The following is a 14,255-nucleotide window of genomic DNA, read 5'->3' as shown; positions in this document are numbered from 1 at the left end:
CGTATCACCATGGCCGACCCGCTGCTGTTCAACCCGCGTACCTACGACCCGGCGCACTTCGACCCGGAGACCCGCAGGCTGCTGCGCGCCACCATCGACTGGTTCGAGGACCGTGGCAAGCGACGGATCGTCGAGGACTACCGGTCCCGTGCCTGGCTTGGCGACTTCCTCGAGTTCGCCTCGAAAGAAGGCCTGTTCGCCACCTTCCTCACCCCCGCCTCCGCCGCGGAGCGGGAGGAGCAGCGCTGGGACACCGCCCGGATCGCCGCGCTCAACGAGGTCTTCGGGTTCTACGGGCTCGACTACTGGTACGCCTGGCAGGTGACCATCCTCGGTCTCGGCCCGGTCTGGCAGAGCGACAACGCCGCTGCCCGCAGCCGCGCGGCACAACTTCTCTCCGAGGGCGAGGTGTTCGCCTTCGGCCTGTCGGAGAAGGCACACGGCGCCGACATCTACTCCACCGACATGCTGTTGGAACCGGACGGCGACGGCGGCTTCCTGGCCACGGGTTCCAAGTACTACATCGGCAACGGCAACGCTGCCGGCCTCGTCTCGGTCTTCGGCCGCCGTACGGACGTCGAAGGCCCGGACGGCTACGTCTTCTTCGCGGCCGACAGCCGCCACCCCGCCTACCACCTGGTGAAGAACGTCGTCGACTCCTCCAAGTACGTCAGCGAGTTCCGCCTCGACGGCTACCCGGTCGGCCCGGACGACGTCCTGCACACCGGCCGGGCCGCCTTCGACGCCGCTCTCAACACCGTCAACGTGGGCAAGTTCAACCTCTGCACCGCATCGATCGGCATCTGCGAGCACGCGATGTACGAGGCCGTCACGCATGCGCACAACCGCATCCTCTACGGCCGCCCCGTGACGGCTTTCCCGCACGTCCGCCGTGAGCTGGCCGATGCTTACGTCCGGCTCGTCGGCATGAAGCTGTTCAGCGACCGCGCCGTCGACTACTTCCGTTCGGCCGGCCCCGACGACCGCCGGTACCTGCTGTTCAACCCGATGACGAAGATGAAGGTGACCACGGAGGGCGAGAAGGTCATCGACCTGATGTGGGACGTCATCGCCGCGAAGGGCTTCGAGAAGGACACGTACTTCGCCCAGGCGGCCGTGGAGATCCGGAGCCTGCCCAAGCTCGAGGGCACGGTCCACGTCAACCTCGCCCTCATCCTGAAGTTCATGCGCAACCACCTGCTGGATCCGGCCGGGTACGAGCCGGTGACGACCCGTCTGGACGCCACGGACGACACGTTCCTCTTCCAGCAGGGACCGGCCCGCGGCCTCGGCTCCGTCCGCTTCCACGACTGGCGCCCCGCCTACGACGCGTACGCCGCGGTCCCCAACGTAGCCCGGTTCCGGGAACAGGCGAACGCACTGTGTGACTTCGTGGCCCACTCCGCGCCCGACGAGCGGCAGAGCCGCGACCTCGACTTCCTGCTGTCCGTCGGCCGGCTCTTCGCTCTGGTGGTCCACGGACAGCTGATCCTGGAGCAGGCCCGGCTGACCGGCCTGGACGAGGACGTGCTCGACGAACTGTTCTCCGTACTCGTCCGCGACTTCTCCGCGAACGCCGTCGAGCTGCACGGCAAGGACTCCGCAACCGAGGAACAGCAGCACTGGGCCATAGCCGCGGTACGGCGCCCCGTCGCCGACGACGCCCGCTCGGCGCGGATCTGGGACCGCGTCGAGGCACTGTCCGGGGCGTACGAAATGGGCCGGTAGCCCCGACGGGCGGTTCTTCCGTCCGGGCGGTCAGCGGTGGGCGGGCCGGGCCGGCCCACCGGCGCGCACCACGTTCACGAGGGGTTCGCCGCGCTGCAGGCGGCCGATGTTGTCGGCGATCTCCGCCGCACGGGCGGCGAAGGTGTCGGTGGTGTGGCCCGAGTTGTGGGGCGTCATGAGCACGTTGGGCAGGTCGTGGAAGGGCAGTCGGCTCGGCGGGTCCGGCGGGCCGGACCACCACACGTCCAGGGCGGCGCCGCCGATGGCACCGGAGCGGAGGGCCTCGTAGAGCGCCTCCTCCTGTACCACCGGTCCCCGGGCCACGTTGACCAGCAGTGACCCGGGTCCCATCGCCTTCAGTTCGGCCGGGCCGATCAGCCCGCGGGTGGCGGGGCTCAGGGGGACGGTGACCACCACGATGTCGGACTCGGCGAGGAGTTCGGGCAGCCGGTCGTTGCCACCGATCCAGTCGGGCCGCAGGTCGGTGGGGATCGGTGCGGTGGGGTCGCGCCGCACGGCACGCACTCCGAGTCCGACCGCCTGGCACAGCCGGGCGACCTCGGTTCCGGTCTCGCCGAAGCCGACGATGCCGACCTGCCGGCCGCGCAGCGTCGACCCGAAGGGCAGCCCGGGATCGACGGCCACGTTGCGCCAGTGTCCGGCGCGCAGCGCGCGATCGGCTGTCAGCACATCACGGGAGAGCATCAGCGCGGACATCAGTACGTGCTCGGCTATGGAGCGGCCGTGGTGATGAGTGGTGGCGACCGTCACCCCGGGGTCGAGCGCGTCGAGCGGAATGCCGTCGTAGCCGGCGCCGACGACGAGCACGAGCCGCAGCTTTGCGGCCCGCCGTGCGTCCTCGGCCCGGAGCTTCGATCCGACGTACACCTCGACGTCGGAAAGGGCGTCGGAGATCCGTTCGGCGGCCCAGTCACTGGCGTCCAGCCAGATGTGCCGCCCCTCCGCACGCGCCTTGAGCGGCTCGTGGAACCGGCTGAGGATGCGGTGATTGAGCATGATGTGCATGAGTGGGTCACCACCGGGGGGTCTTGATCGAGAACGAGGGGTCGAAACGGCGCATGTAGCCGGTGTCGTCGCGGTCCCGCAGCCCGCAGTCGAGGTACTGGCGGTGGAGCCGTGCGAGTGCGTCCCGGTCCAGCTCCACGCCCAGCCCGGGAGCCGTCGGTACGGCGAGGCTGCCTTCGCTGAACCGCAGCACCCCGGGGTCCACCACGTCCTCGTCCGGCTGCTTCCAGGGCCAGTGCGTGTCACAGGCGTAGGTCAGACGTGGGGTGGCCGCCGCCAGGTGGGTCATCGCCGCGAGGCTGATACCCAGGTGCGAGTTGGAGTGCATCGACATGCCCAGCCCGAAGGTCTCGCAGATCGCGGAGAGCTGGCCGCAACGTCGCAGCCCGCCCCAGAAGTGGTGGTCGGACAGAACGATGCTGACCGCGCCCTGGGCCACGGCCGGGGCCAGGTCGTCGAAGGAGACCACGCACATGTTGGTCGCCAGTGGGGTCGCTGTCCGCCCCGCCACGGACGCCATGCCCTCGATGCCCTCGGTCGGGTCCTCCAGGTACTGCAGGACGCCGTCCAGCTCGCCGGCGACGTGCAGCGACGTCTCCGTGCTCCAGGCGGCATTGGGATCGAGGCGCAGGGGAAGGTCAGGGAACGCCTTCCGCAGCGCCCTGATCGCCGCGATCTCCTCCTCCGGCGGGAAGACACCCCCCTTGAGCTTGATGGAGGAGAAGCCGTACGTCCCGATCATGCGGCGGGCCTGGTCGACCAGACCCGCCGGGTCGAGGGCCGCGCCCCAGTCGTCGTCGTCCTGAGAGGGGTGCCCGGCCCACTTGTAGAAGAGATACGCGCTGTAGGGGACTGCGGGGCGCACGGCTCCCCCCAGCAGATCGCAGACCGGCCGGCCGACGAGCTTGCCCTGGATGTCCAGGCACGCGACGTCGAACGGCGCCATGATCCGGTCCACGGTGCTGCTGCCGGTGACCATCCCGGACATGCCGTCGCCGCCCGTGGTGTCGGACCCCAGCGCACGTGTGGTGCGGGCGATCAGGTCATTGAGGCTCCAGACATCCATGCCGGCCAGCTCGGTGGCGGCGCGGCGCAGACGCTCCAGGTGCACTGTGCCGCCGTAGGTCTCGCCGATGCCGCTGATCCCGCTCTCCGTGGTGATCTCCACGATGGTGCGGAGCGCGTACGGCTCGTGCACGCCGACCGTGTTGAGCAAGGGGGGGTCGCGGAAGGCCACGGGGGTCACGGTGACGTCGGCTATGCGTTCGGAGATGCGCGCCATGCAGACCGTCCTCATACGTTCGGCGTTCTCATGTGTAGACGCCATTTGTATGTGTGGACGTGTGTCCTCGTCAATGGGGGGACGGGAAGGCTTCCGGTACGGGGGTGAGCAGGACCCCCTCGGTCATGAACCGCCGCAGGTTGCCCAGGGCCAGGTCGCCCATGGCCGCACGGGTCTCATGGGTGGCGCTGGCGATGTGCGGAAGCAGCACCACCCGGTCGGACTCCAGCAGGGCCCGCGGCACGTTCGGTTCGTCGGTGAACACGTCGAGCGCCGCACCCGCGATCCGTTCCGCCTCCACGGCCGCGACCAGGGCCGGTTCGTCGACGACACTGCCGCGTGCGACATTGACCAGGTACCCCTGAGGGCCGAGCGCGTCCAGCACCGCAGCCGAGACCAGCCCCTCCGTGCCGCGCCCTCCCGCGACGGTGACGACGAGCGCGTCGCACGCTTCGGCCAGGGCCTCCGCGGTGGGCAGGTAGCTGTAGTCGACGCCGGGGACGGGCGAACGTGTGCAGTACGCGACCTGCACGCCGAAGCCGTCGAGCCGTTGTGCGACGGCCCGGCCTATGCGGCCCAGCCCCAGGATGCCCACCCGCTTCCCGCTCACCCGGGAAGCGAGCGGGAAGGGTGCGGTGCCCCAGCCTCCGGAGCGTACGTACCGGTCGGCGGCGGACATCCGGCGCATGACGTCGATCAGGGCGCCGACCGCGAGGTCGGCCACGCAGTCGGTGAGCACGTCGGGGGTGTTGCTGACGTCGATGCCCCGCGCCCTGGCCCGGACCACGTCCGTCGTCTCGTAGCCGACACCGAAGTGGACGATCGCCCCCAGTCGCGGCAGCGCGTCCATCAGGGCGTCGCTGACGCCGACCCGCGCGCTCGTCACCGCGGCCACCACGTCCTTCCCATGGCTGCGCAGGTAGCTCGTCGGGTCGGGCAGTTCCGGCAGGTGAACCGTGTGGAAGTGCTCGGACAGCGCGCCCTCCAGGGCGGGGAGCAGGGCGGACACCTGGAGCACGGTGCCCGGGGCGTTCGTGCGGGCGGGTGAGTTCGGCAAGGTGGCACTCCGGTTCTCGGTGACGGTTTCGGGGTGTGTGGCGCTCAGCGGCATCCGGGTGAGACGGTCCGTTCTTCCGAATGTCTTGACGCTGCCGCGGCACCGGTTTAACTTCGCGTTCACAGATACAGACCGAGTACGCAATTGTAGACAGCCTGTGGGTGGTCGGCCCTATACCCCGTGCTCGGAACGCGACACATCAGCGATTCCCCGGAGACATGTGACGATGAAGTCCTCCGTTTCACCCACCCAGCGCGCCGCACCAAGGCGGCCCCGCAGGCTGGTGGCGACCCTGCTGGCGGGCGTTGTGCTCACGTCCAGCGGGTGCGCCGTGGCCAACAGCGCGGGCGGCGAGACCGGCCGCGCCGACGGCCGCACTCTACGGGTGGTGCTCACACAGGAGCCGCCCACTCTGGAGCCCTGCGAAGCATCGCTGACAGGCACCGGTGTCGTCGTCCGGTCCAACATCACCGAACCCCTGGTCGAACGAGACCCCACGTCCGGCGAGCTGAACCCCTTGCTGGCGACCGCCTGGAAGCAGACCGGTCCGCGCACCTGGACGTTCGACATCCGTGCCGGGGTGACCTTCCAGAACGGTGCGCCCTTCACCGCCGAGGACGCCGCCTTCTCCATCGACCGGGCGGTCAACTCCGACCTCGCCTGCAACGTCGAGGGCTACGTCTTCGGCAACGACGACCTTGAGGTGGAAGCGGCGGACGACCGCCGTCTGACCGTCACCACCGCGAAGCCGGACCCCATCCTCCCGCTGCGCCTGAGTTTCGTGGAGATCGTGCCCCGGACGACCGACACCGACGCCAAGGTGCGCATACCGATCGGTACCGGCCCCTACGCCGTCCGCTCCTGGCAGCCCGGAGCGGCGATCTCCCTCAACCGCTTCGGCGACTACTGGGGTGAGGCCCCGCCCTTCGCGCAGGCCCGTTACGTCTGGCGCAGTGATGCCAGTGTCCGCGCTGCCATGATCGACAAGGGCGAGGCGGAGATAGCCGTGGCGCTGGACCCGATGGAAGCGGAGAAGGACACGACGGTCGCCTATCCCAACAACGAGACGACCGCCCTGCGGCTGGACGGCCGCGAGGCTCCACTCGACGATCTGCGGGTGCGGCGGGCGATAGACCTGGCCGTGGACCGCCAGGGCATCATCGGCGCCCTGCTCGGCGGTCTGGCCGAACCGGCAGGCCAACTGGTTCCGCCGGGAGTGGTGGGACACAGCGACGCGATCGAACCCGCCCGGCAGAACGTCACCGAGGCCCGCGCCCTGATCCAGGAAGCTGCGGCCGACGGGGTGCCCACCGACCGGCAGATCACCCTGGTCGCCCGCAACGGCATGTTCTCCGGGGTGTCGGAAACGGCGGAGGCACTTCAGTACCAGATGGGGCGGATAGGTCTGAACGTACGGGTCCGTATGGCCGACACCGCCACCCAGCTCCAGTACCAGCTCCGCCCACTGCCCAAGGGCGTCGGACCGATCGCGCTGCTGATCATGCACGGAAACCAGGCCGGTGACGCGGCCTTCACCACCAGCCAGTACCTGCTGAGCGACGGGCCCCAGTCCGCGTTCGGCACGAAGGCTCTCGACCGGCGCATCGCCGAAGCGGCCGAGCTCTCCGGCGAGGAGCGGCAGAAGGCCTATGCCGGCCTGCTCGCGGAGCAGAACGAATCCGTCGTCCAGTACACCCACATCGCCCACATGAGAGGACTGCTCGGCCTGTCGCCGTCGATCCGGTACCGGCCCGACTCCGCCACCGGGGACGAACTGCGGCTGGCCGAGGTCAGCCCGGCCAAGGGGGCGAAGCACTGACATGATCCGATTTCTGCGCAAGCGCATACTCTCCAGTGCCGTCCCCCTGGTCTGCGTCGTACTCGGCGTGTTCTTCCTGGCCCGGATGACCGGCAATCCCGTCGACCTCTACCTCGCCCTGAGCGCCACACCCGAGCAGCGTGCGGAGTTCTCCGCCGCGCAGGGCTTCGACCTCTCGATCCCGGCACAGTTGTGGAACTATCTCGTCGACGCCGCACATCTCGACTTCGGCACCTCGCTGCGGACCGGACAGTCGGCCGGCTCGATGGTGATCGACGCCTTCCCCGTCACCCTGCAACTCGCCGGCGTGACCATGCTGCTCGCGATCACCGGAGCGTTGCTGGTCGGCAGCCTGGCCGCCTACCGTCCCAACTCCCTGATCGACAGGATCGCCAGTCTGCTGTCGATGACGGCTGCCAGCATCCCCGACTTCTGGTTCGCCATCATGGGCGTACTGGTCTTCGGTGTGAGCCTCGGGCTGCTGCCGACCTCGGGCACGATCGGCGGTCCCGAGATCTGGGTGCTGCCCATCGCGACCCTGCTGATCCGCCCTTTCGGCGTGCTGGTGCAGGTGGTCCGCGGCAGCATGGTCACCGCGCTCTCCGCGCCCTACGTCAAGATCGCCCGGAGCAAGGGCGCCACGCCCCAGCGGGTGGTCTTCGGTCACGCACTGCGCAACGCCGTCACACCGGTGCTGACCGTGGCGGGCGACCTGACGGTGGGGCTGGTCAACGGAGCGGTGATCGTCGAGACGATCTTCGGCTGGCCCGGCATCGGCAAACTTATGATCGACTCCATCCTCCAGCGTGACTTCGCGGTCCTCCAGGCGGCCGTCCTCATAACCGCCGTGACGATCTTCGCGCTGAACATCCTCGTCGACGTCTGCCACGCGCTGACCGACCCCCGAGTGCGTCAGGCGGTGCCGGCGTGAGCGAAGGAAGCACCATGACCCGAGAAGAGTCCTCCACCGGGGACGTGGCCGCCCCCGCCCGCGCGGCGCAGCCGAGCCGGTGGCGGATGCTGGGCCGGGACCGAGCCGCAACCGTCGGGGCCGTGATCCTCACCGTGGTCGCCCTCGTGGCCCTCTTCGGCCGGCTGTTCATCGGCGACCGCGCGCAGCGGCAGGACCTGGAGGCCTCCCTGCGGCCACCGTCCCTGAGCGACGGGGTGTACGGGCTGCTCGGCACCGACGTCCTGGGGCGCAGCATGCTGGCCCGGCTGATCGAGGCGGCGGCCACGACGTTGTCCGTGGCCGTCCCGGCCGTCCTGTGCTCACTGGTGATCGGCTCGGCCCTGGGCCTGTGGGCCGGTTACCACGGGGGCCGCCGCGAGAGCGTGGCCATGCGGATCGCCGACGTGATCCTCAGCTTTCCCTCGCTGCTGACCGCGGTGGTTGTCCTGTACGTCTTCTCACCCAGCGCGCTGAACCTCGTGCTGATCCTGGCCGTGACCCGTATCCCCGTGTACCTGCGCACCGCGCGGGCGGAGGCGGCGGAGTTGCGGAGCCGACTGTTCGTCGATGCGGCCCGGACCTTCGGCACAGCCAGCCGGATGATCATCTACCGGCACATTCTGCCGATCGCCCTGCCGACCCTGCTGACGGTTGCCACCCTCGACTTCTGCTTCGTGATGCTCACCGAGTCGTCGCTGAGCTTCCTGGGCATCGGAATCCAGCCCCCGGACGTGAGCTGGGGCCTGATGGTCGCCCAGGGGCGGCAGTACCTCCAGACCGCATGGTGGATCACCGTGCTGCCAGGGCTGGCCATCGTGCTCACGACGGTGTCCGCCACGGTGCTCGCCGCCTGGGCCCGCATCGCCACCGACCCCGCCCAGCGCTGGCGCCTGACACTGCCGAAGCAGCGCCGGGCCCGCCCGGCCGCCGTCCCTCCGGAGATGACCCCGTGACGACCACCACCAGTCCCTCCCTGCCCGGCACCGACACCCCGGCCCTCGCCGTCGAAGGGCTGTGCGTGGACCTGACCACGCCCGCCGGGACCGTACGCGCGGTCGACGGCGTCAGCTTCAGCGTCCGTCGCGGACGCACCCTGGCCCTCCTGGGCGAATCCGGCTGCGGCAAGTCGATGACCGCTCTGTCCGTGGTCGGGCTGCTGGACCCCGCGGCCTCGGTCACCGGCGGCGCCGTCCGGGTCAGAGGTGACGACACGCTCCGGATGAGCCCGGCACAACGCCGCAAGCTGGCCGGACCCGTCCTGTCGATCGTCTTCCAGGACGCCCTGACCGCCCTCAACCCGGTGCAGCCGGTCGGCAGGCAGATCGGCGAACCCTTCCGCATCCACCGCGGACTCTCCCGGCGCCAGGCCCAGGAGAAGGCCGTCGAGTTGATGACGCGGGTGGGCATCCCCGAACCGAGGCAGCGGGCCCGGTCCTACCCCCACCAGTTCTCCGGCGGGATGCGGCAGCGGCTGCTGATCGCGATGGCCGTCGCGCTCGCCCCCGACGTACTCATCGCGGACGAACCCACCACCGCACTCGACGTGACCGTGCAGGCGCAGATCATGCGGTTGCTGCGGGACCTCCAGGACGAGGGGGACATGGCCCTTGTCCTGATCACCCACGACCTGGCCGTGGTCGCCCAGCGCGCCGACGACGTGGTCGTGATGTACGCGGGCACGGTCGTGGAGAACGGACCGGTGCACGACGTCTTCTCCGCACCCCGCCACCCCTACACCCGGGGACTGCTCGATTCGGTCCCGGAGGACAGCGTGCGCGGACGCCCGCTTCCCGCCGTTCCGGGCAGCCCGCCCGAGCTGAGTGCCGTGCCGTCCGGCTGCGTCTTCCAGGCCCGTTGCCCGCTGGTGCGAGAGCGCTGTGTCCGGGAACGGCCGTCTCTGCGGACCGCGGGCGACGGCCGATCGGCCGCCTGCCACTTCTCCGAGGAGCTCGCACGTGTCTGAGTCCCAGGCCACCACCGCCACGTCCGGATCCCGCGCGGACGGTCCACAGGAGAACCCCCCGCTGCTGGAGGTCCGAGGGGTCACCAAGACCTTCGGCAGCGGCCGGCGCCGGCTGACCGCCCTGGACGGGGTGGACGTGCAGATCGGCCGGGGGCAGACACTCGGGCTCGTCGGAGAGTCGGGCTGCGGCAAATCCACCCTGGCCCGGGTACTGCTCGGGCTGGAGCGACCGGACGCGGGCACCGTGCGCTTCGACGGAACCGACCCCTTCGCCCTGCGCGGAAAGGAACTGCTGGCCTGGCGCCGCCGTGTGCAGATGGTCTTCCAGGATCCCTTCGCCTCGCTCAACGCACGCATGTCGGCCGCCGACCTGATCGGCGAGCCCTGGGCCACCCATCGGGACGTCGTGCCGGGCGCCAAGGCCCGGGAGAAGCGGATCCGCGAACTGCTGTCCCTGGTAGGGCTCCGGGAGAGCGACGCCCACCGCTACCCCAACGAGTTCTCCGGCGGGCAGCGCCAGCGCATCGGCATCGCACGCGCGTTGGCCCTGGACCCCGACCTCATCGTGTGCGACGAGCCGGTCTCCGCCCTCGACCTGTCGGTGCAGGCGCAGGTCCTGAACGTCCTCTCGGAGCTGCGCACCCGCCTCGGCGTCACCTACGTGTTCATTTCCCACGACCTGTCCGTGGTGCGCTACATCTCCGACCGGGTGACCGTGATGTACCTGGGCAAGGTCATCGAACAGGGAGAGACGGAGAGCGTCTTCGAACGTCCGCAACACCCCTACACCGCCGCGCTGATGTCGGCGGCTCCCGTCCTGAAGCCCACCCGTGACGCCCGCCACCAGGAGATTCACCTCCAGGGGGAGATCCCCTCACCCTTCGACATCCCCTCCGGGTGCCGTTTCCGCACCCGCTGCTGGCGTGCCGAGGACCGGTGCGCGACCCATACACCTCCGGTCGTCATCAGGGAGACGGGGGGCGCGGCCGAACCGCACACAGCCCTGTGCCACTTCCCCCTGGAGGCAGAGTCCGCGTGGGCGTGACCGGCCTGGAGTTCGCCCTGCTCTGCGTCACGGTGGGGGTCGGCGCCCTGCTCCAGGTCTCCATCGGCTTCGGCCTCGGCATGATCGCCGCACCGGTCTTCTCCCTGGTGGATCCGGAGCTGGCCCCGGTCGCGGTCCTGCTGCTCGCCGGCGGGGTGACGGCGACGGCGCTGGTGCGCGAACGCGGCAGGGCGGACCTGCGTGGCTGCGGATGGGCACTGGTCGGACGGGTACCGGGAGTGCTGGCGGGCACACTGCTCGTCGTCGCCCTCCCCACCCGGTACCTCGCCCTCCTCATCGCCGGTGTGGTCCTGACCGGCGTCGCGGTGAGCACAGCCGGCTATGTTCCCCGGCAGCGGCGGTCCGCGGTGGTCCTGGCCGGCATGGCCTCGGGCCTGATGGGGACGGCGACGTCCATCGGCGGCCCGCCCATGGCGATGGTGTGGCAGCGGCTGCGCGGGCCGGAGCTGCGCGCCACCATGAGCGCCTTCTTTCTCGCGGGCTCACTCATGAGCCTCGTCGCGCTGACGGCGGCCGGTACGGTCGGAGCACACGCCCTCCAGGGCGCCGTGCTGCTCACCCCCGCCGCTGCGGCCGGAGTGCTGCTCGCCCGGCCACTGACCCGACGGCTGGACGTGCGGCGCACCCGCACGGCCGCCACGGCACTGGCGGTCGCGGGTGCGTCGGTGCTGGTGGTGCAGCAGTTCGTCTGACCGGCGAGACCGTTACGTGGAACGGGGCGCAGCGCTCCGGGCACGCGCTGATGGCCTTTCAGGCGGTCTGGAGACGGCCGCCCTGCCGCGCGGTGCCGGGCCGGCGAAGTGCGGGGGAGACCGTGGCACGCACGCCGAGCATGGTGTCGGCGACGTGGAGGGCCTGTGTGACGGCCTGCGTACCGGTCATCACACACAGCGTGTAGGCGGCGTCCTCCACAGCTCGGACGGTCGCGTCCGTGGAGCGGCGCGCGTCCTCGATCCGCGCGTCGGCGTAGCGGGCCAAAGCCACTCTCAGGTCCTGAGGTCCGGGTGTCAGCACAGCAGGTGTTCCTCCGGTTCGATCGACGTCCTTCACGGCGCGCCGGGACACGGGGCCGTTTGCCGGGTCGCCGGCCGGTGTGGTTCACCCACCGTCAGGTGACCCTGCGTCACGCGTCTACCCGGCGGCCGGCGGAGTACACACCTGTCTGCGTGTACACCGGCGCTTACCGGTCCGGATGTTCTACCGTTCACCGATGCGATCTGTCCCTTGGTGGGTCCTGTTCTCCTCGGCGTCCGCACCGATCCTTCTCGTCGGCGGCTGGACGGTCTCCGGGGAGCTCCAGGGACCCGCCTACGACCCCGCGTCGGCGACGATCAGCATCCTCGCCTCCGACGGAGCCGACGGTTACTGGGTGATGACGTCAGCCCTGCTCGCCCTGGGAGCCTGCCATGTGATCACCGCGTGCGGACTGCGACCCGCCGCGCCGTTCGGACGGGTGGCGCTGGCCGCCGGCGGACTCTCGGCGATGCTGCTGGCCCTGTTCCCGGCGCCGACCAGCGGTGGCTCGTTCGCCCATGGTGTGGTCGTGGCCGTGGCATTCTCGCTGCTCGCGATCTGGCCGGTGATGGCCGTGCGACGCGGCTCACCGGCTTCGCGGACCGCGTCCGGACGGCGAGCGGACGACGGCCCGCGTGCGGCGGCCCCACCGTGGGGGCTGCGGCCCCGGCCGTCCGTCACGGCGGCCGCGCTGATGTGGCTCGGCGGCGTCTGGTTCCTGGTCGCCCTGTTCGTACTGGACACCGCCGGAACGGCTGAGCGCGTCCTGACGTTCTCTCAGTCGTTCTGGCCTCTTGTCGTGGTCCTCTCCTGCGTCCGGAGCACAGGCCGGCAGACGTGAGGCTCGCGGCGCCGGGGTCCGCCCGCCGGACACGGGCAGACCCGTGTCCCCCTCTCAGGGGCGCGGCCCGATCGGCAGGTCCCCGTCGCGGACCAGGATCGCCGACGCCGGGCACGAGTCCGCGGCGTCCAGCGCACGTTCGTCCGGGGCGATTCGGGCACGCACGGGCCTGGCCCGGTCCTCGTCGTCCAGTGCGTACAGATCGGATGCCATCCCCGCGCACATGCCCGAACCCATGCACAGGTCGCGGTCCACCTCCGTCGTCCACGACACGGCCGTCACCACCCCACCGGCATCTCGCGAGGGCCCCGCACGAGCATCTGATTCTTCCATTCCAGGTCCCCCGCCACGTGCAGGGCGGGGAAGCGGGCGAGCAGCGCCTCCAGTGCCTCCTGCAGCTCCAGCCTGGCGAGCGGTGCGCCGAGACAGTGGTGGACCCCGTGTCCGAAACCCAGATGCTGGACACCGGTCCGGGTGACGTCGAGCCGGTCCGGTGCCTCGAACTTCAGGGCGTCGCGGTTGGCGGCGCCGACCGCGACGAGCACCGGCTCACCGGCGCGGACGAGCGTGCCACCGACCTCCACGTCCTCGGTCGCGTACCGGGGGAAGCCGGCGCCGCTGCCGAGCGGTACGAACCGCAGCAGTTCCTCGACCGCGCCGCGGATCAGTTCGGGGCGCTCCCGCAGCAGCTTCAGCTGATCCGGGTGGTCGAGCAGCGCGTACACGAAGTTCGGGATCTGGGTCGCCGTCGTCTCGTGACCGGCGACGAGGATGCCGACACAGAGGTCGATCAGTTCCAGTTCGCTGAGCCGGTCCCCGGTGTCGCGGGCCTCGATCAGTCCCGTCATCAGATCAGGCCGGGGACTGCCCCGGTGCTCCTCGATCAGCGAACTCATGTAGGCGCGCAGTTCCTCCCGGCTGCGCGAGAACTCCTCGGCTGTCAGGGAGCTGGTGGAAAGAGCGGCGTCGCTCCAGACCCGGAACTTCGGACGGTCCTCCTCCGGTACGCCGAGCATGCGGCAGATCACCGCTACAGGGATCGGCAGCGCGTAGTGCTCCACCAGATCGGCCGGTTGTCCAAGGGCCTCCAGTTCGTCGAGCAGGCCGTGGGCCAGCTCCCGCACCCAGGGGCGCAACTTCTCCACCTGGTGCACGGTGAAGGCCTTCGCCACCAGGGTGCGCAGCCGGGTGTGCCCTGGAGGGTCCATGCTCAGGATGCCGCTGTCCCGCTGCCCCTCCGACTGGCGTGGCGCGTCGTGCCGGAGGGCCTCCGCCCGGCTGAAGCGGCGGTCGCCGAGGATGAGGCGCGCGTCGGCGTAGCGGGTGGCCAGCCACGCGGACTCTCCGTATGTCATGCGCACCCGCACGAGCCCTGGCCGTTCCAGAGCTTCCCGGTAGGCGTCTGCCAGCCCCAGCCCGTCCGGCTCGTTGAAGGGATAGGGAACGGGCGTCCGTCCGGCTGTGTCCGTCATCGAGGGCCTCCCTGTTTCGCGGCGGATCATCCGAG

General features: G+C 70.3%; 14 protein-coding genes. 8 read left to right on the top strand and 6 right to left on the bottom strand.

The window, feature by feature from the left end; translation table 11 throughout:
• The first annotated feature begins 9 nt into the window (after positions 1-9).
• Positions 10-1,728, top strand: a complete 1,719-nt coding sequence (locus tag ACWD04_RS06895; RefSeq protein WP_451128897.1) for an acyl-CoA dehydrogenase family protein — start codon at positions 10-12, stop codon at positions 1,726-1,728.
• 30 nt (positions 1,729-1,758) lie between these two features.
• Here the strand turns inward: ACWD04_RS06895 and ACWD04_RS06890 are convergent, their stop codons facing one another.
• From ACWD04_RS06890 to ACWD04_RS06880, 3 genes are all read right to left on the bottom strand, one after another.
• The gene (locus ACWD04_RS06890; protein WP_451128895.1) at positions 1,759-2,754 is read right to left on the bottom strand and encodes a 2-hydroxyacid dehydrogenase; all 996 of its coding nucleotides are present in this window, start codon (positions 2,752-2,754) and stop codon (positions 1,759-1,761) included.
• A gap of 7 nt (positions 2,755-2,761) precedes the next feature.
• Positions 2,762-4,036 (bottom strand): glucarate dehydratase family protein, encoded by a 1,275-nt coding sequence (locus tag ACWD04_RS06885; protein WP_451128893.1) that lies wholly within the window; start codon positions 4,034-4,036, stop codon positions 2,762-2,764.
• A gap of 70 nt (positions 4,037-4,106) precedes the next feature.
• Positions 4,107-5,093, bottom strand: a complete 987-nt coding sequence (locus ACWD04_RS06880) for a 2-hydroxyacid dehydrogenase (protein WP_451128892.1) — start codon at positions 5,091-5,093, stop codon at positions 4,107-4,109.
• A gap of 226 nt (positions 5,094-5,319) precedes the next feature.
• On the opposite strand from ACWD04_RS06880, the gene ACWD04_RS06875 reads away from it, so the two are divergent.
• From ACWD04_RS06875 to ACWD04_RS06850, 6 genes are read left to right on the top strand one after another with little or no spacing between them, the layout of a single operon-like run.
• Complete coding sequence (locus ACWD04_RS06875) at positions 5,320-6,912, top strand: ABC transporter substrate-binding protein (RefSeq protein ID WP_451128890.1); 1,593 nt, start codon at positions 5,320-5,322, stop codon at positions 6,910-6,912.
• Between the two features lies 1 nt (position 6,913).
• A complete protein-coding gene (locus ACWD04_RS06870) occupies positions 6,914-7,843 on the top strand; it encodes an ABC transporter permease (protein ID WP_451128888.1) in 930 nt (309 codons plus the stop codon).
• Positions 7,844-7,857: 14 nt separating this feature from the next.
• Positions 7,858-8,817 (top strand): ABC transporter permease, encoded by a 960-nt coding sequence (locus tag ACWD04_RS06865; protein WP_451128886.1) that lies wholly within the window; start codon positions 7,858-7,860, stop codon positions 8,815-8,817.
• Complete coding sequence (locus ACWD04_RS06860; protein WP_451128884.1) at positions 8,814-9,827, top strand: ABC transporter ATP-binding protein; 1,014 nt, start codon at positions 8,814-8,816, stop codon at positions 9,825-9,827. Before ACWD04_RS06865 ends, ACWD04_RS06860 begins: the two co-directional genes overlap by 4 nt.
• Complete coding sequence (locus ACWD04_RS06855) at positions 9,820-10,872, top strand: ABC transporter ATP-binding protein (RefSeq protein ID WP_451128882.1); 1,053 nt, start codon at positions 9,820-9,822, stop codon at positions 10,870-10,872. Before ACWD04_RS06860 ends, ACWD04_RS06855 begins: the two co-directional genes overlap by 8 nt.
• Positions 10,863-11,585: a TSUP family transporter gene (locus ACWD04_RS06850; RefSeq protein WP_451128880.1), complete on the top strand. Its 723-nt coding sequence runs from the start codon at positions 10,863-10,865 to the stop codon at positions 11,583-11,585. The genes ACWD04_RS06855 and ACWD04_RS06850 overlap by 10 nt, the downstream gene beginning before the upstream one ends.
• 58 nt (positions 11,586-11,643) lie before the next feature.
• Here ACWD04_RS06850 and ACWD04_RS06845 read toward each other — a convergent pair whose 3' ends face one another.
• Positions 11,644-11,907: a DUF5133 domain-containing protein gene (locus ACWD04_RS06845; RefSeq protein ID WP_451128878.1), complete on the bottom strand. Its 264-nt coding sequence runs from the start codon at positions 11,905-11,907 to the stop codon at positions 11,644-11,646.
• Positions 11,908-12,103: 196 nt separating this feature from the next.
• On the opposite strand from ACWD04_RS06845, the gene ACWD04_RS06840 reads away from it, so the two are divergent.
• The gene (locus tag ACWD04_RS06840) at positions 12,104-12,748 is read left to right on the top strand and encodes a DUF998 domain-containing protein (protein ID WP_451128876.1); all 645 of its coding nucleotides are present in this window, start codon (positions 12,104-12,106) and stop codon (positions 12,746-12,748) included.
• A gap of 54 nt (positions 12,749-12,802) precedes the next feature.
• Here the strand turns inward: ACWD04_RS06840 and ACWD04_RS06835 are convergent, their stop codons facing one another.
• Together ACWD04_RS06835 and ACWD04_RS06830 are read right to left on the bottom strand one after the other, a co-directional pair.
• Complete coding sequence (locus ACWD04_RS06835) at positions 12,803-13,030, bottom strand: ferredoxin (RefSeq protein WP_451128874.1); 228 nt, start codon at positions 13,028-13,030, stop codon at positions 12,803-12,805.
• Entirely contained in the window at positions 13,027-14,220 is a 1,194-nt protein-coding gene (locus ACWD04_RS06830) for a cytochrome P450 (protein ID WP_451128872.1), read from the bottom strand. Before ACWD04_RS06830 ends, ACWD04_RS06835 begins: the two co-directional genes overlap by 4 nt.
• Positions 14,221-14,255: the final 35 nt, after the last annotated feature.

This window comes from Streptomyces sp. NPDC002911, from assembly GCF_053591835.1.
This window is presented reverse-complemented; position numbering and strand designations above follow the sequence as displayed.